The sequence below is a fragment of the Nostoc sp. CCY0012 genome (genome assembly GCF_963920855.1).
In the GTDB taxonomy this organism is placed as follows: domain Bacteria; phylum Cyanobacteriota; class Cyanobacteriia; order Cyanobacteriales; family Nostocaceae; genus Cyanocohniella.
Genome location: NZ_CAWUDM010000001.1, coordinates 112,167 through 131,777, shown reverse-complemented (window position 1 = coordinate 131,777; position 19,611 = coordinate 112,167). Strand labels below are relative to the sequence as shown.

At 42.3% G+C, this 19,611-nt stretch carries 16 protein-coding genes; 7 read left to right on the top strand and 9 right to left on the bottom strand.

Annotation, left to right across the window (positions count from 1 at the left end):
- Positions 1-41 precede the first annotated feature (41 nt).
- From kdpB to moaA, 3 genes are all read left to right on the top strand, one after another.
- Entirely contained in the window at positions 42-2,144 is a 2,103-nt protein-coding gene (gene kdpB, locus ACM0OS_RS00600) for a potassium-transporting ATPase subunit KdpB (protein ID WP_414541214.1), read from the top strand.
- Between the two features lie 47 nt (positions 2,145-2,191).
- Complete coding sequence (gene kdpC, locus ACM0OS_RS00595; RefSeq protein WP_414541213.1) at positions 2,192-2,794, top strand: K(+)-transporting ATPase subunit C; 603 nt, start codon at positions 2,192-2,194, stop codon at positions 2,792-2,794.
- 196 nt (positions 2,795-2,990) lie between these two features.
- Positions 2,991-3,977, top strand: coding sequence for a GTP 3',8-cyclase MoaA (gene moaA, locus ACM0OS_RS00590; RefSeq protein ID WP_414541212.1), 987 nt, complete (start codon positions 2,991-2,993; stop codon positions 3,975-3,977).
- A gap of 84 nt (positions 3,978-4,061) precedes the next feature.
- Here moaA and rpsD read toward each other — a convergent pair whose 3' ends face one another.
- Positions 4,062-4,670, bottom strand: a complete 609-nt coding sequence (rpsD, locus tag ACM0OS_RS00585; protein ID WP_414541206.1) for a 30S ribosomal protein S4 — start codon at positions 4,668-4,670, stop codon at positions 4,062-4,064.
- 440 nt (positions 4,671-5,110) lie between these two features.
- On the opposite strand from rpsD, the gene ACM0OS_RS00580 reads away from it, so the two are divergent.
- Complete coding sequence (locus ACM0OS_RS00580; protein WP_414541205.1) at positions 5,111-5,758, top strand: hypothetical protein; 648 nt, start codon at positions 5,111-5,113, stop codon at positions 5,756-5,758.
- Positions 5,759-6,310: 552 nt separating this feature from the next.
- Here the strand turns inward: ACM0OS_RS00580 and hetR are convergent.
- The 5 genes from hetR to ACM0OS_RS00555 form a co-directional block, all read right to left on the bottom strand.
- Positions 6,311-7,210 carry a heterocyst differentiation master regulator HetR gene (gene hetR / locus ACM0OS_RS00575; protein WP_414541204.1) on the bottom strand — a complete coding sequence of 300 codons (900 nt, stop codon included), beginning with the start codon at positions 7,208-7,210 and terminating at the stop codon, positions 6,311-6,313.
- A gap of 871 nt (positions 7,211-8,081) precedes the next feature.
- Entirely contained in the window at positions 8,082-10,409 is a 2,328-nt protein-coding gene (locus ACM0OS_RS00570; RefSeq protein WP_414541203.1) for an EamA family transporter, read from the bottom strand.
- A gap of 605 nt (positions 10,410-11,014) precedes the next feature.
- Positions 11,015-12,319, bottom strand: a complete 1,305-nt coding sequence (locus tag ACM0OS_RS00565) for an inorganic phosphate transporter (protein ID WP_414541202.1) — start codon at positions 12,317-12,319, stop codon at positions 11,015-11,017.
- Positions 12,320-12,442: 123 nt separating this feature from the next.
- A complete protein-coding gene (locus tag ACM0OS_RS00560; RefSeq protein WP_414541201.1) occupies positions 12,443-13,489 on the bottom strand; it encodes a zinc-dependent dehydrogenase in 1,047 nt (348 codons plus the stop codon).
- 60 nt (positions 13,490-13,549) lie between these two features.
- A complete protein-coding gene (locus tag ACM0OS_RS00555) occupies positions 13,550-14,260 on the bottom strand; it encodes a class I SAM-dependent methyltransferase (RefSeq protein WP_414541200.1) in 711 nt (236 codons plus the stop codon).
- A gap of 305 nt (positions 14,261-14,565) precedes the next feature.
- Here ACM0OS_RS00555 and ACM0OS_RS00550 point away from each other — a divergent pair, with 305 nt between their 5' ends.
- Positions 14,566-14,883, top strand: a complete 318-nt coding sequence (locus ACM0OS_RS00550) for a DUF433 domain-containing protein (protein WP_414541199.1) — start codon at positions 14,566-14,568, stop codon at positions 14,881-14,883.
- A 55-nt stretch (positions 14,884-14,938) separates the two neighbouring features.
- On the opposite strand, the gene ACM0OS_RS00545 is transcribed toward ACM0OS_RS00550, so the two are convergent.
- A complete protein-coding gene (locus ACM0OS_RS00545) occupies positions 14,939-15,268 on the bottom strand; it encodes a helix-turn-helix domain-containing protein (RefSeq protein ID WP_414541198.1) in 330 nt (109 codons plus the stop codon).
- Positions 15,269-15,271: 3 nt separating this feature from the next.
- Complete coding sequence (locus ACM0OS_RS00540) at positions 15,272-15,652, bottom strand: type II toxin-antitoxin system RelE/ParE family toxin (RefSeq protein ID WP_414541197.1); 381 nt, start codon at positions 15,650-15,652, stop codon at positions 15,272-15,274.
- Positions 15,653-15,823: 171 nt separating this feature from the next.
- Here ACM0OS_RS00540 and ACM0OS_RS00535 point away from each other — a divergent pair, with 171 nt between their 5' ends.
- Together ACM0OS_RS00535 and patX are read left to right on the top strand one after the other, a co-directional pair.
- The gene (locus ACM0OS_RS00535; RefSeq protein ID WP_414541196.1) at positions 15,824-17,608 is read left to right on the top strand and encodes an FAD-dependent oxidoreductase; all 1,785 of its coding nucleotides are present in this window, start codon (positions 15,824-15,826) and stop codon (positions 17,606-17,608) included.
- A 101-nt stretch (positions 17,609-17,709) separates the two neighbouring features.
- Positions 17,710-17,931, top strand: coding sequence for a heterocyst-inhibiting protein PatX (gene patX, locus ACM0OS_RS00530; protein WP_414541195.1), 222 nt, complete (start codon positions 17,710-17,712; stop codon positions 17,929-17,931).
- Between the two features lie 228 nt (positions 17,932-18,159).
- Here patX and gndA read toward each other — a convergent pair whose 3' ends face one another.
- Positions 18,160-19,590 carry an NADP-dependent phosphogluconate dehydrogenase gene (gene gndA, locus ACM0OS_RS00525; protein ID WP_414541194.1) on the bottom strand — a complete coding sequence of 477 codons (1,431 nt, stop codon included), beginning with the start codon at positions 19,588-19,590 and terminating at the stop codon, positions 18,160-18,162.
- Between the last annotated feature and the right edge of the window lie 21 nt (positions 19,591-19,611).

Below are 19,611 nucleotides of genomic sequence, written 5' to 3'. Positions count from 1 at the left end.
CCCCTGCGTCTTCCCCCAGTCCCCAGTTTCCACTCCCCCCTATGAACCTTGCACCTACCTCTCAAGTGAAATTACTTCGTTCTCGACCAAGCGATCGCCGCAAAGTTAGTAAAAAAGCTAGGCTAAATAGTACAAAACTGTACCTCAGAGCCGTTAGGGATGCTTTTATCAAACTCAATCCCCAAAATGCTATCAAAAACCCAGTGATGTTTTTGGTGTGGCTGGGGACACTTGTGACTTTAGTTTTAACCATTGAACCCAATTTATTTGGGCCAGCCCCACAAGAGAATCCCCAACTGTTTAACGGCTTATTAACAGGGATTTTGTTCTTCACCGTTTGGGTGGCTAATTTTGCGGAAGCATTGGCTGAAGGACGGGGTAAAGCCCAAGCGGATATCTTACGAGCGACAAAATCACAAACGATCGCTAAAAAACTGGCCCCCGATGGCACAATTTCTGAAGTTCCTTCTACTAGTCTGCGGCAGAGCGACACCATCTATTTAGTAGCTGGCGATATGATCCCCGCTGATGGTGAAGTCATCATGGGTGTGGCTTCGGTAGATGAATCGGCCATTACTGGAGAATCAGCACCAGTTATGAAGGAATCAGGTTCGGACGTTGCTAGTTCAGTAATTGGTGGTACGCGAATTATTGCTGATGAATTGATTGTTCGGATTACAGCCAACCCTGGTAATGGGTTTATTGACCGCATGATTGCTTTATTGGAAGGAGTAGAACGCAGCAAAACACCGAACGAAATCACCTTAACAGTGTTACTAGCCGTTTTCAGTTTCATCTGTTTGTTGGTTGTAGTCACATTGCCCGTATTCGCCTACTACGTCCAGATTCCAGTCAGCGTATCAGTTTTGATTGCCTTGTTGGTGGCATTAATTCCTACTACCATCAGTGGGTTATTAAATGTCATTGGTATTGCTGGTATGGATCGAGTCGCCCAATTTAATATTATTGCCACCTCTGGACAAGCAGTGGAAGCTTGTGGCGATGTTAATACCTTAGTTCTCGACAAAACAGGCACAATTACTTTAGGCAACCGTTTAGCAGAAGAGTTTATTCCTGTTAACGGCCATTCACTAGCAGAAATGGCTAACATTGCCTTGATTGCCAGCATCTTTGATGATACACCTGAAGGAAAATCAATTATCCGCATGGCTCAAAGACTCGGTGCCAGATTTGATTTTGATCCTCATCAGGCAGCCAGGGTAGACTTCTCTGACCAAACACGCATGAGTGGGACTAACTTGTTTGGTGGACGAGAAGCCCGCAAGGGAGCAGTAGGAGCAATTAGAGAATTTGTGCGTTTCCGCAATGGACAAGAACCCCCAGAACTAGATGTGGTATACCAACGTATTTCCCAACAGGGAGGTACACCCTTAGCAGTTTGTCTTGATCACGAAATCTATGGTGTGATTTATCTCAAAGACATTATTAAACCAGGTATCCGCGAACGTTTTCAGCAGTTACGCCGCCTGGGAGTAAGGACAATCATGATTACTGGGGATAACCAGATTACTGCATCTGTGATTGCTTATGAAGCCGGAGTCAATGACTTTATTGCCGAAGCTACAGCAGAAGATAAAGTCAGCCTTATTCAAAAAGAACAAGCAGCTGGCAAACTGGTAGCCATGACTGGAGATGGCAATAACGACGCCCCCGCACTAGCACAGGCAAATATCAGTATAGCCATGAATACAGGGACACAAGCAGCTAAAGAAGCAGCCAATATCGTCGATTTGGACTCTGATCCTACCAAGCTGATCGATATTATGAGTATCGGTAAACAATTATTGATTACCCGTGGAGCTTTGACTACATTTTCTATTGCCAATAATCTTGCCCAATGCTTGGCAATTATTCCCGCTATCCTGGCTATTGCCAAGGTGCAAAGCTTCAATATTATGAATTTGTCTAGCACAAATTCTGCTGTATTATCAGCCCTGACTTATAATGCGCTGATTATTCCGGCTTTCATTCCTTTGGCTTTGAAAGGCGTACAGTTTAGACCTCTAACAGCTAATCAGCTGCTACAACGCCATATTCTAATTTATGGTTTGGGTGGGGCGATCGCACCGTTTATCGTCATTAAATTCATAGATATGCTGATTACGGCAGTGGGATTGGCTTAAAATTTCCATTTTCCCTATTCGCAATTTCCTACTTTCTACTTCCTATGATGAATTTTATTCAAGAAGCTAGTAAAGCCATTCGGATCACTCTGGTGCTGTGGTTGGTGACAGCCCTGATTTATCCTTTAGCAATCCTGATAGTGGGTCAAGCTTTGTTCCCATTGCAAGCTAACGGTAGCGTCATGGTGAATATAGAAAACCAACCAATTGGTTCGGCTTTGATTGGTCAGACGTTCACCTCTGAGCGTTATTTTCATGGTCGTCCCAGTCTTGTCAGATATAGTCAAGGTAGAAGGGCCCGTCCCACCGGCATATCTGGTGCTAGTAATCTCGCTCCTAGCAATCCCGCACTAGTGGATCGAATTGTCGAACAGGCAACTCAATTTCGAGACGATAATATTCAACCCCTAGCTGATTTAATTTATACTTCCGGCTCTGGTTTAGACCCACATATTTCCGTGAGATCAGCCAGGCAACAATTGAGGCGAGTGTCCCGGGCCCGTGGGGTACAAGATGATGAAATTATTCCGTTGCTAAATCAGTATACCGATGGGAGATTTCTCTGGATTTTTGGTGAACCGGGTGTCAATGTTCTCCGATTGAATTATGCTTTGGATTTGCAAGAAATTAACCGTTTGCAAAATCAATAGAGATTAGACAATAGTAGCAATTATTACCTCGAAAATGCTCCAGTTTCCTTTGGCGATTCTGGAGCATTGTCAAATATTCACAAAATATATTGAATGCACGCTAGCCTAGGAGAATGTCAGTAAAATTTCCAAGCAAACTCAGCTAGCTTGACAAAGATTCGAGATTCTGCATTGGGTGACAAAACTACTAAGCAAGATGAACCAGGTAGACTACCTTAGAATTAGCCTCATTGACCGTTGTAATTTTCGGTGTCAGTACTGTATGCCTGAGGGGGCAGAACTAGACTATCTACTCAAGGAACAATTATTAACTGACGCAGAATTGCTCACCCTCATTCAAGAGGTGTTTATTCCCGTAGGCTTTACTCGGTTTCGGTTAACTGGTGGGGAACCGTTACTGCGTCCCCGTGTAGTGGAGTTAGTGAGGGCGATCGCTTCATTGCCCCAAACTCAAGACCTATCCATGACAACTAACGGTTTTTTATTGGCTCCTATGGCGCAAAGTCTATATGATGCTGGTTTGCGTCGCATCAATATTAGCTTAGATTCTCTTGATCCCCATATCTTTGATCAAATTATTGGTAGTCGGGGGCGTTCTCGTTGGCAAGAAGTTTGGCAAGGGATTCAAGCTGCTTATAATGTAGGATTTGACCCCTTGAAGCTAAATGTTGTGGTTATCCCCGGTGTCAATGACCACGAAATTCTCGATTTAGCCGCCTTAACTATTGAGCGACAGTGGCACGTCCGATTTATTGAGTTTATGCCCATTGGTAATTGGCAATTGTTTGGCGATCGCGGTTGGGTATCTTCAGCCGATTTACGGCAACGCATAGGTGACGCCTGGGGCTTGACAGAATCCCAAATTTGTGGTGCCGGGCCTGCCGATATATTTCAAATTCCCGGTGCGAAGGGGACACTGGGATTTATTAGTCAAATGTCAGAATGTTTTTGCGATCGCTGTAACCGAATGCGCTTTTCAGCTGATGGTTGGCTACGCCCCTGCTTATTAAATGAAACTGGTCAAATAAACTTAAAAGCTGCTCTCCGTACTGGCGTAAGTACTCATCAATTACAAGAACAGGTCAAAAATTTATTGACAATCAAGCCAGAAATTAATTTTAAAGGGCGCGACTCTGGCACTGCGGGTCTTTATAGCCGTACCATGTCGCAAATTGGCGGTTAAAGGCTAGGGGTGATAGGTGATAGGTGAGAGGCTAAAAGTTAATTTTTAGTCCCCAGTCCCCAGTCCCTAGTCCCCAGTTCCTGCCTAGGCTTGTCGTGAGTAGTATTCCACCACGAGCAATTCATTAACTTGCAACGCTACCCATTCGCGCTCAATAACACTGTTAACTTTGCCAGTTAACTTGTTTTTGTCAAATTCCAGATGGCTAGGGAGGTTAGCTAAACCAGGATATTGCAAATTGGTTTCTACTAACTTCCGTGATGCTTCTCTGTCTCTGATGGCAATTACTTCACCGGGACGGCACTGGTAACTAGCAATGTTCACTACACGACCATTAACTGTGACATGACCGTGATTTACCAGCTGACGAGCTGCGGGAATGGTAGGAGCAATACCCAACCGAAAAACGGTATTATCCAAGCGCATTTCTAGCAGTTGTAGCAGCACTTGTCCTGTAGAACCTGTCACACGTCTGGCTTTACGCACATAACGCAACAGTTGTTTTTCTGTCAAACCGTAGTTTAAACGGAGCTTTTGCTTTTCCTCCAGACGGACTGCATATTCAGAACGTTTTTTACGATTCTGACCATGTTGACCTGGTGGATAGGCACGTCTAGCACTTTTACGAGTTAATCCTGGCAATTCGCCCAAGCGACGTACAATTCTGAGGCGTGGCCCTCTATATCGGGACATGAGTTTCCTTAATCTAATCCTGTTTAACTTTTACCCAGACATTCCATTTTGACACTCTCCTGATTATAAGTCAGGAGATTCTTGGTTTGATGAAATTGCTTGCCTTGACAGGACTTATCCCCCCAAGTCGAAACATTTTCTTCCCAAGCCTAAATTCCGGCTTGCCTTGCCGTACTCTTACAAACCGGTTTTTTGTGTTTATTTAGTTTTGTAGACTATCCAACTACTACATTGGTTGACGCTGTATTTCCAACTCAGAAATACTTTTTACGCTGTCTACTGGTTGCACATTTTGACTATATTAACACCATTTTCTGCCGAATAGATTCTACCTGTATTGATGCTCCCCCGAAAAAGCCGCCTATAACTATATTTCCTAATTTGCCGGAGAGTTGCCGCACATTTGAGTTAGCATAACTTTGGGTGTTTGGAGAACGGCAATGTACAAAAAAAAATTGGGTAAAACTGCGAATCAACAAGGCAGTAGGACTGTCAAGATATTTCCGGCTCAAACAGTTGCTTCATTACGACTGACAGCGCCAGTTTTGGTGATAGCTGGATGGTTATCAACAATGGCTCCAAGTATGGCTGTCACTACCTCTTATGCTAACGATTATCGCCTTTGTACAGCTCAACTTTTGAATTTGGGCTTAACGGCACAAGCAGTATCACAAGGTTGTGCAAGAGCGCTGCGTCCGAGGGACTTATCTGCCTGCGTGGCTACAATTAATCAACAAACGCAAATTCCCCCTGTAGATGCGCTCTCTTCTTGTAGGCAGTCTCGCCGTCCCCAAAAATTAGCTAAGTGTGTCGTTGGTGTGAGCAGGAATACAGAAGGGGCTGTCAATCCATCAGTCTTAAATTACTGTGGTCGTAGTTTATTGCCAGTGCGTTTTGCTGAATGCGTGGTGGGCTTACGTAGTGAAATTGAGATTGCGCCTACTCAGGCAATGGATACTTGTATCGATGCCAGTGATAGGGTGACTGGGCTTTCACCTGCTGCTGTACCACCAACTCAAGTTCCCCGTGGGGGATTTAATCCTTCTTTTGAGGTGATACCAATGCCAGGGAATCCTATAAATCAATAAATTATAAGTATTGAAGTTGACTACTTTTTTCTAGGCTGGACAAACAGCCTATTATTTTGTGTAGCAGCAATAATTTGTGGTGATCAATTGTACATTGCTAATTTCATACCAATGGAAAAATGATGGTAATAGATGGATAGAAAGAAGTCAGATGCACAAAAAAAGGTATTCGTCATCCCAAACCTAAAATCCAAAATGGTATGAGTTGATGGCAAAATGTCCACACCATTGTTTGAGCCAAGGCAAAGGTAAAAAATCAACCCTCTTGCGTATGTTGCAACACAGTACTAATAGAGTACAGTGTAAACGTAAATAGGGATACCATTTTAAAGAGTTGAAAAGCCTATTCTATAAGCCTTTTGATTTTGATTGTTCCTGAGTTCTCTGCTATCTCTTGGTGTTCAATTCACCAATATTTAGATAAGTACAACACAAGCTAAATTATCCATCCATCCCCATTAATGAAATGATGGCGTGTTGTGCTGTAGACACTATGACGAATTACGCACAGCGTTACTCGTACAAGTTTTTAATAATTTCCCACCTAAAATATTAGTCTTCTTTTCTACCAAACACCATTTGCAAAATCATGGGAATACCACCGCTTTGGTGATATCTATCTGCCCAGGCGCGAATGATTTCGTCTAATTCTTCCATCGCCTGCTCCCATCGTTCGGCTGGAATATCCAATTCTTCCAAGGCGCGCATGGTATTTGGTCGCTTTTCTGCCCAGTCCTTCATCATGCGGAAATAGCGGGCGGTATCTTCCACCATGATGTAGGTACGTTCTTGGTCGTCTGCTGGTGCATAAAAAGGACGTGTCAGAGCATAAAAGGGCATTCCCCAAGGAGAATCTATGCGGGTGACTGTGCCTGAATACAGCAGTCGGCGCTTGATATGCTCTGCTAAAGCTTCGCTCAAAGGCATTTGATGCTCAGGTGGCAAAACTTCTTGCGATCGCTTGTGCAAAAATTCAATTAAATCCAAAAACTCAAAAGAGGTAGTCAATTGAGCATCGGGCAGATTACTTGGTAGTTTCTGCTCAATTTGTCTTTTTTCTTCACTGGTGAGACTTGTACCAGGAACACGGGATCTTCCTGGTTGCCAAGGAAATTTTTCCATCCAAACATAAGGTAATTGAATTAGATAACGAGGTTCTTGAGAACCTAGCATCTTCAACAATTTGCCTTCGGTCAGTGCTTGTCTGACTTCTTCTACGATAATTTTTACACGCTTTGGCTCTAGGTGGTGCAAGTGACCTGTCATCCGCAAGTTTTGACCTTGCTCTAAATAGGTCATATAAATCGCACACTTAGCTGCCGTTGCGGCTGCATCTAAGAACGCTCCATGCCTGTGCCCACTCGTCCGCATGGCACTAAAAGCCAGATAAAGCATGATCTGATCCATTGCACTTGGGCTAAGACGCTTGATCAGATCTATGTCGTTACTCATATTACAGACAGTTGAATAGCAAGTTTACAGATTTATTCATCACACCAAACTATGTAGTATACACCCAATTCACGCTTATGTCTTCACTCCAGACCTTTAATATCATCATCTTTTGACATCAGGATTACTGGTATTCAAAATTGATAATTAGTCTACATCTGGGAAATGATCACACAACAACTGTTCTTGAGCATTTAGCAAAAGTAAATCTTGCTACAGACTACTTGCTATTAAACTTTTAAACCTGTTGTTTATTTACATCTTTCCGCCAATGATGAGAATTTATTGGGGAGGAAGTAATCTACCGAACTGGGGAATGCTAGCAGGCTCAACCAGGAATTATAAACCTAATATACTGCTTACAAGTTTCGGTGATTTTTCAGTAGTATAGGTAGTTGACTTGAGAGATCATCATAAACCTCTAGCAAGGCTCATAATTTCAAATCTAAAATACCTTTTTATTTCTTAGAATATGATAGTCTATTTTAGTCTTTTTTTTTATTAATTTTGTATAAAGTAATCTCTTTTAATTATCTCTATCATTAACATTTAATTATTTTATCAGCAACTGTTTATGAAGATTCTCTGATATTTCACCCAAGAATTAAAGGTAACTTTTAATTCATTTTTTGGATTCACTTTTTGGTCAAATGGGATAATAGATGAAACTACTATGCATCAAGCATTACTAAAATCCGGAAAATTTGAGAATTAGGGAAAGTAGAATCTCCTCTGGGCATCAGAGATAATAGGGAATGAGATAGTAGTATTTTTGTTAAACCTAACTGAGTATTAAATAGCAGGTTAAAAGCTCAAAATGACTCTTTTAGAAATTAATTTTAGTCATTTTAAGCTTGCTACTATAAGTCATTCAAGTTTCGGAACTAGAAGTTTTCACCTGGGTTCGCATTTTCTCAAAGCTGTAAGCTGCGACGCCAAAAGTAACGAACAATACTCCCATGATTTGCATAATGGCTAAAGTTTCCTGAAGTATCAAACCAGCAAAAACCACGGTGAGGATTGGCACGCCTGCGCCGATAATCGCTGATCGTAATGCGCCTAGTTTGCGGATTCCTACGTTATTCAGCACGTAGCCTACTAAAGTTAAAACGCCCAAAATAAAGGCACTTAAAACAAGTTCTAGCAATTTGGACTGGTCAACTGCCAAACTTAAATCTCTTGGTAAAGGCAACATCAATCCAATAAAGCTCAATATAAACATTGTGCTGAAGTTAATTAATGTAAAAGATACCGGATGAATTTTAGCGGCACAAACTCGTGTCAAAATCACGTAGCAAGCGAAGGCGACTCCAGCCAAAATTGCTGTGCTGATTCCTAGTATGAAATTTGCAGTACCTATTCCAGCAGAGCCTCCTATAACTAACAATTCACCACAAAAAATCGCCCCGATGGCAGCAGCACGAAATCCAGTAGGTTGATCGCGGAATAGTAACCACGAGAAGATTCCACTAACAATGGGGTAGACAAAGAAAAGTGCGATCGCCATGCCTGTGGCTACCTGACTGATGGCAAGATAGATGAGTACTTGGGATACAAACAAGAAGCATCCACTAGCGATGGACAATTGCAAAAATTTTTGGGTCTTTAAACTACTATTGGAAGTAGAACTGCCACGTGTTGATGTCACCAGGTTTTGCATATCTTGCCAGACTTGGGGATGCATCATGGGTGCTAAAAGTATCATGAGTGGCACAACCACTAGCAATCGCAGCGTCAAAATTAAAAATATATTCCCCAAAGTTGGCGAAATTAGCCCCTGTATTTCTAAAACTCCTAAATTATCGTAAGCCTTAAAGAACATACCTTTAATGGCTACGTTGTACAGCGATGAAACCACTGCTGACAATACAACCAGTAAGAAACCGATCTGGATTGAGGATATTTTTGAGGAGCTAGGTGACTGTGGTGATATAGGTTGTGAGGGGGATCGGCGATCGCGTCTCACGTCTTCTCGACTGAGGACAGAAATTGGCTCTGGGGGTGTTTCTGGCTGTGAAGGAGATTGGCGATCATCTTCCCAGTCTCGGCGATTAATAACAGAAGTTGTTTCCGGCGGTATGTTTGGCGACGATGTAAATTGGCGATCGCTTTCCCAGTCTTCACGATTAATCACAGAAGTTGGTTCTGATGGAGATTGGCGATCATCTTCCCAGTCTTCACGACTAATCACAGAAGTTGGTTCTGGTGGAGATTGGCGATCATCTTCCCAGTCTTCACGACTAATGACAGAAGTTGGTTCTGGTGGAGATTGGCGATCATCTTCCCAATCTTCACGATTAATCACAGAAGTTGGTTCTGGTGGAGATTGGCGATCGTCTTCAGCTACATTCCCCGGAAAAATGGAAATGGACTCAATAATTCTGCCCGACTCTGGGGATTCAGTATCGGGTTGTGAAACTTCCCTGCTGATGACAGAAGTTGGCTCGTTGGTATTGGGATTGCTAAATGGCAGTACATTTCCCGACAGTGTATTGTTGCTCTGGGATAAGTTTTCTGTGCTGCTTTGAATCTCTCCCACCTGTAGATATGTTTGTGGGGAACTGGGCTGATATGGCTCAGTCGGTTGCAAAACAGTCGGCGACGATGTTGTGGCTTTTAGGGAAATTTCTTTGGTGGCTTTAACTAGTTCCCCTTGTAGGTGATTGATCAATTCCTCTACAATCGCTTCCCCTTGTTGTTGCTGACTTTGCATCCGCGACAACTGTTGAGAAAGAGTAGTTTGATAGTTTTTTATCTCCTGCTGTAAAGAGTTAAAAGTAATAGTGAGCGTATCATCCAAAGAACCAAGCATTTGTTCGGTATTTTCATTTTGATTCCCTACCGACTTCAGTTGGGAATTACCTCCGCTGGATTGGCTAGTTAAATTTGCCAGTGACGATTGCAGTTGTGAAGATATATGTTTTGCCAGAGCTTCTGACAACTGACGGATTAACACTTGTTGCTCAGTAATTTGCCGTACCTGTTGTAAGTGTTCCTTTTCTTCTAACAACTGCTGGATGTCATCAGATAAACGGCTTTTTTGCGCTTGCAGTTGTTTGATTTCGTCCTGCAAGGATTTGAGCATATTCCGTTGGAGACTTTCCAAATCTTCTACAACAGCCCATAAAGCTGTTTCTGCTGCTCTGGATAGCTCGCCTCTGACTTGCGGGTTGTCTGGTCGCTTCTCAAATCGCCCCATTAGCTTCTAACCTCTAACACCTTGAAGATAAAGCCGCTTCCCGTAAACTTGCTTGGCACTCATACTGATTTCCTGTATTTTTCAGATAAACTCAAAACTTTCACAGGAATTACGCATATAAACGTAATTTTGTCATGCTGAGTACAAATTTGGCAAAGTAATATTTTTTTCGCTTCACAGCCTACTATACTGTGTTTTCCTCAGCATCAAAGAGGAGTCTGTGATCAGTTTGATTTAAATTAACTTTTCGCTAGTGAGAGTTGATTAGGAAAAAACATCTCACTCAATATCAATACTTATTTTTCCGCTACCAACATTCATGATCCAAGGCTTATAAATAAGTCTATTCCCACATTTAGATTGGTCAAAGTTGTAGCCCTAGAATGTAGAATTTGCAGAATGTAACTTATGTGACAATTTACATTTCTTAGAGGGATTAAAGTATCTATCCGCAGAAATTTTCCATATGATGATCCCCTACACTATATTTTAATGAATTAACTGTTATTCTGCACAAACGACCGCTGGCTTTGGTTTTTCAGTAGTCTGTTGTTTAAATGAAATCAGAAAAATATTAATTCATGCAGACTCATCAAGCATAAATATTAGAGAAAGAACATCCGGGCGGTGCTAAAGATAGCAGCACCAATAAGCGCGCTTATAGGAACTGTAATGATCCAGGCAGCCGCTATACCTTGAAGAGTTTGAAATTTAATTGACTTGATATTTTGGACTATACCAATACCCACTACACCACCGACCAAAGCGTGAGAAGTGGAGACAGGTAACCCTAAGCGGGATGCCAATAAAATAGTAGTAGCGGTTGCTAGTTCAGCACAAAACCCACTACTAGGTTGTAAGGAAATAATATTTTCACCAATAGTAGCAATTACCTTTCTGCCCCAGATAGCTAAACCAGTCACAATACCAGCACCACCAAGGATTAAAATCCAAATGGGAATAGTGATGCCATTGATAGGTACGCTACCAGTGAGATGAATATAGACGATGGCAGCTAAAGGAGCGATCGCATTACCCACATCATTAGAACCATGAGCGAAAGCTACAAAGCAAGCACTGAGGACTTGGAAGCGAGCAAAGAGGCGTTCAATGGGAGTAGGGAGTAGGGAATGGGGAGTGGGGAGTATTTCCTCCTTGTCGCCTTGTCCCCTTGTCCTCCCATCCCCCTCATCTCCTAACTTTTGCCAACTAAATACTGTGAGTCCAACTGCGGCTAATGCACCTGTAAATAACGGGATATCGTAAGCGGGAATGTTTAAACCAAGTTGCTGGTTCAAGTAATTGGTTAGGGGTTGGGTTAAGGAAGGGAGGACAATGACGCCAAATACACTGAGCAGAATTACACTCAACCAGGGAATCCATTCTTGGAGTTGTGCTACTTGATTTGGTTGATCTAAAATCCAATGCTTGATTTGACTGTAAAACAAAGCGGCGATCGCCCCACTCATAATTGGTGTAAAAATCCAACCGATGGTGATTAAGCCAATTGATGACCAATTAATTGCACCGACTCCCAAAGCCACCCAACTAAATCCGGCGATCGCACCGACAACGGCATGGGAGGATGATACAGGCAAACCCCGTGAAGTGGCAATTTGCAGCCATATTCCAGCGGAAAGTAACACTGTCACCATTCCAGCCAATAAAATTTGGGGTGTAGCTATAAATAATTGGGGATTGGCAATTTTTGTCGCTAAGGTTGCCGATACCTCATGCCCAAATAATACAGCACCTGTAAACTCTAAAATTCCTGCAATGATAATTGCTTGTTTCAGGGTAATAGCTTTGGAACCTACAGAAGTTCCCATAGCGTTGGCAACATCGTTAGCGCCAAGGTTGCAGGCGACGTAGAAAGCTAACAGGGCGACTAAAATTAACGTAATGGACATTGACTGTTTGGGTAGATGTAAAGAAACAATATAGCGATTCTCCGAGGAAGGAAAAGTGATAACTTATCGCAAAATTTAGAGAAGCGCTATAAATATTTTCTACTGTTATCTTGTTTGCCCGGACTACGGATAAATTAAGATTTTGTATGTTTCGGGATTTGGGGCGATCGCTTGGTCTACGGCTTGTGATAAATCTTGTAATGGATAGCGATCGCTAATCAAGGCTGTGACATCGATCCGGCGATTAAAGACGATATCCGCCGATAAACCCTGAAGCCGATAAGACGAACTGTAACTACCCATTAAGTCAATTTCCCGACGGTAAAGAATATTCGGGTTAATGGGAATTTCCAACTCATCGGGGAATTCGGCGAAAAACAAAATCTTACCGCCTTTGCGGGTACATTCCAGGGCTTGAAAGAAAGCTTTGTCACTGGGAACAGCTAGCAGAGTCACATCAACACCCATCCCCCCAGTCAAAGCCTGAATTTTTCCAGGTAAATCAGGGTCACGAGCATTAAAAGCCGCTTCTGCACCGACATTCAAGGCTTTTTCAATTCTAGATGGGAGTAAATCAGTAGCGATCGCTTTCGCTCCGAAATACTTAATTAACATCACAAACATTAAGCCAATTGGCCCTGCACCAGTCACCAAAACAGTCTGTCCTGGAGCAATTTGGGCTTTTTTCACAGCTTTGAGACAGCAGTTAGTTGGTTCTACAAAACTCGCCTCGTCAAAGCTGATGTCATCAGGAATGGGAATTAACCCCCCATTCTGCACAATATGTCCGGGAACCTTGACATACTCCGCAAAACCGCCACCACTAGCGTTAAATCCGGCTGTGGTGGAGATATTTTTATAGACATCGCACATGGAAAAATTATCATTGAGGCAGTAAGCGCAACGCATACAAGGAATGTGATGCATCACCGCCACCCGTTGTCCCACTTGCCAACCTTGTACCTGAGAACCTATCGCTGCGATCGTTCCGGCTGTTTCATGGCCGAATATGCGTGGAGGTTCATACAAGGGATAACGAATTTTCTTAATATCTGACTGACATAATCCCACTACACCCACCTGTACCAGCACTTCATCTGCTTCCAGCGTCGGGACTGGGATTTCTTCGTAGGATAATTGATTAACGCCTCTAAATACCTGTGCTTTCACGTTGGTTTTTTATCGCTCAACGTTACTAGATGTAACATTTACTGGTTCAAACTGGTTTCACTAAGAATTTTTAGTTGCTACCCAGCCACTAGTCCAAAGTCCTGTATAAAATCTCAAGATATTACCAAAACCAGCTTGCTGTAATAATTCCATTACTCTCATTTCGGGAATGGGATAAACACTTTTGTTCATTGTTTCTAGGAATTCCCTAATTTTTACTGTGTCGTCTATTCCCATTTCTTGCCAAAAAACTTTGATGATGGAAATCATCCGTTCAAATTCAGGAGTGCCTCGTTCACCATACATATCAACTAAAATCAAAGTAGCTGAGGATTTGAGACGCTGGGCAATATCTTGAAGAAAAGCCAGTTTACTACCATCGTCAGGCAGAAAATGCATCACTAAAATAGAAGTTGCTGCGTCATATAAAGAAGTCGTATTTAAATCATGTGTATATCCTGTAAATAATTCGACTTGTTCAGATAATCCATGCTGCTCTATTTTCTGTTGAGCGATCGCCAGCATATTACTCGATGGATCTACGCCTAGCATCTGCCACTGTAAATTACCTTTACCAAACTTGACTAACTCCATACCACTACCTGCACCCACTATCAACAGATTAGCTTTTTCCGGTAGGATTGCTTTCAAAACAGACAATGCCATAGTATGCATTACCTCATAACCAGGTAGAACCCTTTGAGCCATCGTGTCGTACTCATTGGTCGCAACTGGTGGGTTGGAGTCAAAATTTATAGTTTTCTTTGTCATTACCTTTAATGTTTTATTTTATATATAAATCATAATATAACACTATGATCATAATCGAACTATAGCAAGCAATCCTATCTTATTTACTTTATATTTAGAGGCTTAGATAAACCAAATATTGCCGAAATGATTTGTATTTATGTTTGTAATTTATTTGGGATTGCTATAACAGTGTAACTAGGTTATTCAATACTGAAAATAGCTCTTCTTTGATAAGTTCTAGGATGTCTATAATAATATTCAATTCCTAAACTATATATAAAATTTCAAGTTAGGATGAAATAAGCGAGAGAGATTTTGTTGTCATGAATAAGAGGACTCAACTGCTCGAAGTAATTGCAGCCTTACCAGAGGAATTAGTTGACCAAGCATTAAATTACGTGCAAATGTTGCAAAATCCGATTCAGATTACACCTGGAGTTTGCGGGGGACAAGCGCGAATTAGAAATACACGGATTCCCGTATGGACTTTGGTCGCATATCGTCAACAAGGTGCGCCGGATAAAGAATTATTGGCAAATTATCCTAGATTGACTGCGGAAGATTTAAGTGCAGCTTGGCATTACTACGAACAAAATTCCGAACAAATCGATCGAGAAATTGCCCAAGATGATTTAGTTTAATGGCATATTTTTACATTATTTTTAGTGTTCAAGGAGATGTTTTTTTATGTCCAAGTTACGGAGTAACAACCCGTGTTTGAGCTTGTGAGCGAGATTGAGGTTTATTTTTAACTACAATTTCCACATCTCGACCCAAAGCATTCAAAAAGCGAAACAATCGATCAGTCGAGAAACCAGATAACTTACCATTGATTAAAGCGGATATCTTCGGTTGGTCAACTCCCAAAAGTTCTGCTGTTTGAGCCTGTGTCAACTGTTGCTGAGTAATAATTTTGCTAATCTTACGAGCAAGTTCCGCTTTAACCAGCAATTCATCAGAGTTTTCTAAACCTAAGTCAGCAAAAACGTTGCCACTACTTGCTTTCACTCTAATTTCTTGATTCATCTGTTACTCTTCCTTGTTCCGTTTACTGTAGTTTTCCAAGTGGTGTACCTTTGCTCGTTTCAGCCTAGACTCAATCAAATCAACATCCTGTTTTGGTGTAGCGATACCTTGCTTTGATTTTTTTTGAAAGGCGTGCAGAACATAAATCACGCCGGCCAGTTTTACCGTATAAACGGCTCGGTAAGTATCTCCATCAAAATCTTCCACGACTTCAAGAACTCCAGCACCCTTAAATCCTTTAAGTGGTTTGACTGAAAGATGCTTTTCACCAAATTGAGCCAAGTACAACGCATAACCAACAACTTGTTGAACCTCTTCTGGAAACTCTTTCAAATCCTCCAGGGAATTTCCAACCCACTCAATTGGTTTCCAGGATGAACTCATATCTTACATTATGCTAGTTTTAGCATATCATTTTCAGTGGTTTTTGCTAGCAAGCTAACTAAAACTACACTGCAACGGTTTTTACCTATAGCGCCAGCGAAAAACATGAAGCGATCGCCTACTCATGATAGGTATTGATTAGTCAAGCTGACTTATCTAAATAATATCAATATGACTCAACAAATATATACAGCAGATATCTTAGTTGTGGGCGGAGGAACCGGGGGAACAGCAGCGGCCATCCAAGCAGCGCGACGGGGAGCAAAAACCATTTTAGTGAGTGAATTTTCTTGGTTAGGGGGAATGCTCACCTCTGCGGGGGTATCTGCACCAGACGGTAATGAATTAATGGCATTTCAAACCGGGTTATGGGGAGCATTTTTACAAGAATTGCGCCAGCGTCAACCAGGAGGCTTAGATAATAGCTGGGTCAGCTTTTTTAGTTATGATCCCCGCATTGGAGCCGAGATTTTTGCAGATTGGGTGCAGGAATTAGCAAATCTGCATTGGATTTCGGGACAAGTGCCTTTAGAAGTGTTGCAACAGGGGAATTGCGTAACTGGTGTGCGGTTTGCAGACTTCACAGTTACAGCCAAGATTATTCTCGACGGTACAGAATTAGGTGATTTATTGGCTTTAGCAGAGATACCTCACCGTTGGGGGTGGGAGTTGCAATCTGAGTGGGGAGAAGCAAGCGCCCCAGCAGAGTTTAATCATCTCACAGAGAAATATCCAGTGCAAGCGCCAACTTGGGTAGTAGTTATGCAAGACTTTGGTGAAGCCGACGCCCCAGAAATCCTAGCTGCACCTACTTATGATGCATCTTTGTTTGTTGGTACTTGGGATGATTATGGCCCAGAGAAATTTTTGAATTATGGACGTTGGTCAGATGGTCATTTTATGATTAACTGGCCTATCTGTGGCAATGACTATGCTGAAGGAGTAGGACGATTAATCAAGTCAGAACAAGATAAACAAGATTTTTTCCAAGAATCTCGCTGGCATAGCCAAAATTTTGCTCATTTTATCCAGAACAACTTGGGTAGACGCTACGGTTTAGCTGAGTCAGTTTTTCCCTGTAACCATAGTGCTTTTGCATTGCATCCTTATTACCGCGAAAGTCGTCGCTTGGTGGGATTAACTACTGTGCGAGAACAGGATATTTTGCCCATGACGGGGGGTAGGGTAGCATCTCTATTCCCCGATACCATTGCGGTGGGTAACTATGCCAACGATCATCATTATCCTGGGTTTGATTTACCACTACAACCTAAATCTATTCGCTGGGGGGGACGTTGGACTGGGACACCCTTTACGATTCCCTATCGGTGCTTGATTCCCGCGGTTGCAGATGGTTTATTAGTTTGTGAAAAGAATATTTCTGTATCTCATATTGCCAATGGCGCTACCAGATTGCAACCTGTGGTTATGGGTATCGGTCAAGCTGCGGGAATGGCAGCGGCTATGTGCGTTGAGTTGAACTGTCAGCCGAGAGATTTACCTGTTAGGCAACTACAAGAAGCTTTGTTAAAAGATTTACAAGCTCCTGCAACAATTATACCTTTATTTAATTTAGATTTATCACCCAACTATCCGGAATGGCTTAATTGGCAAGCGTATTACTTAAATGAACCCCAAGCTTATCCATTAAATGGCAATCACCCTGATTCATCCTTAAATAAGTACTATTACGTAGAAGATAATTCAGTATTAACACGGCAGAGCGACTGTTTTACAGGCGCTTTTCAGCGTCTAAATCAGCAGGATTACCGATTCACGATCGCAACGCCAGGCGCTTATCATGGACAAACTTGGCAGATTGTCACTTGGCGATCGCACATAGATGAGCAGCTACAAGCCGCTGTAAATGGGCAAATGCTGACTATTTGGGGCCGCATGAATCATTCTGGTCAATGGTTATTAGCTGAAAAAATTGAAGACGTATCGTTAAAGTAGTTTTTTTTCAGTAAAACACACTACTTTTTTAAAAAATTTCCGGACACACCACAAAAAACTAAGTAGCTCTAAATAAGAAAGTTTAAAAATAGACATTTGTTATGCGAGCTACAATTTCCCTTTTAGTGTCTAGTCTGGTGTTCAGTACCTTAGCTTTTAATTGCCAAGCTAAAGTAAATCGTGCGTCTGAGATATTACTTTCGCCTTCTGGTTCACAACAATATCAAGCTCAATTTAGTGAACCAGAAAGACCAGTACCACATCGGGGTAGTGGACGCAGAGATTTCATGGAAAAGTCTAGTGCAAATGCTTTTAATTCGTAATTCGTCATCTTCTGCGGGAAGCCTCAGAGAGCGCGTCTACGTAATTCATCATTGAACGTGAAGTGTCTTGATAAATCAATGGAGACAACGAATTATGATGAAATACCAAGAAATTAATTCACTTAATTCAGGTATGAAGAGAGTGACCCTGAAACTCAGAGTCACTCTCAAATCTTCAGCCTAAACAATCTTAACTTTCACAATATGCCGATTTAGAGGCGTGAAAGTTTACTTTTTAGCTTCAGCAATGGGAACCCACTCAGTGTGGAATGTTCCATCTTTGTCAAGACGCTTGTAAGTATGTGCGCCAAAGTAGTCGCGTTGTGCTTGAGTCAAGTTTTGAGGCAGGCGATCGCGGCGATAGCTGTCAAAATAATCTAAGGATGCACTAAATGCAGGTACGGGAATACCCAGTTTTGCTGCTGTGATAATCACTTCCCGCCAAGCATCTTGTCTGTCAAGAATTGTCTGCTTAAATTCGGGAGCAAGTAGCAGGTTAGGTAATGCGGGATTTTCGTGAAATGCCTTCTTAATTTTGTTCAAGAAGCCAGCGCGAATAATACAGCCGCCTTTCCAAATCCGTGCCATTTCACCCAAATTCAGATCCCAGTTATAAGTCTTGGAAGCTGTAGATAACAGCGCCATACCCTGAGCGTAAGAACAAATTTTGGAACAATAAAGAGCATCACGCACCTTATTCACAAAATCCTTCACATCGCCATCAAACTTAGCACTGGGGCCTGTGAGGCTCTTAGAAGCTGCTACCCGTTCATCTTTAATCGAAGATAGAATCCGGGCATTAACTGCTGCTGTGATGGTGGGAATCGCTACACCCAATTCCAAAGCAGTTTGTACAGTCCAGCGTCCAGTTCCCTTTTGACCGGCTGCGTCAACAATTAAATCGACTAGGGGTTTTTTGGTGTCAGGGTCGATGTAGGGGAAAATATTGGATGTAATCTCAATCAAAAATGAATTGAGTTCATCGGTGGTGTTCCACTCAGTGAACACTTCATGTAGCTGATTGTGATCTAATCCAGCCACATTTTTCAGCAAATCGTAGGCTTCTGCAATTAACTGCATATCACCGTACTCAATGCCGTTGTGTACCATTTTGACATAGTGACCCGAACCACCGGGGCCAATATAGGTTACACAAGGGCCATCATCAACTTGGGCAGCAATTTTGTTGAAAATTGGTGACAGATACTCATAAGAACTTGGTGTACCACCAGGCATGAGAGAAGGGCCATTGAGAGCGCCTTCTTCACCGCCACTGACACCCATACCCAAAAACCGCAGTCCAGCTGGTTCTAGTTCCTGAGTGCGGCGTTCTGTATCTTCAAACCAAGAGTTGCCACCGTCGATAATGATATCGCCTTCATCTAGTAAAGGTTTGAGTTGGGCAATCACCGCATCCACTGGCTTACCAGCTTGCACCATCACGAGGATTTTGCGGGGACGTTCCAATGAAGCGACAAATTCTTCTAAGGTAAAGGCGGCTTTGACGTTCCTTCCAGGCGCCCGCTGCGCCATAAACGCGTCCGTTTTTTCTCTGGAGCGGTTATAAACTGCAATTGGGAAGCCATTACGCTCAACATTAAGAGCGATATTCTCGCCCATTACGGCTAATCCAATCACACCAAAGCTTTGTAGTGTCATAAATTAATTTTGGCTAACTCT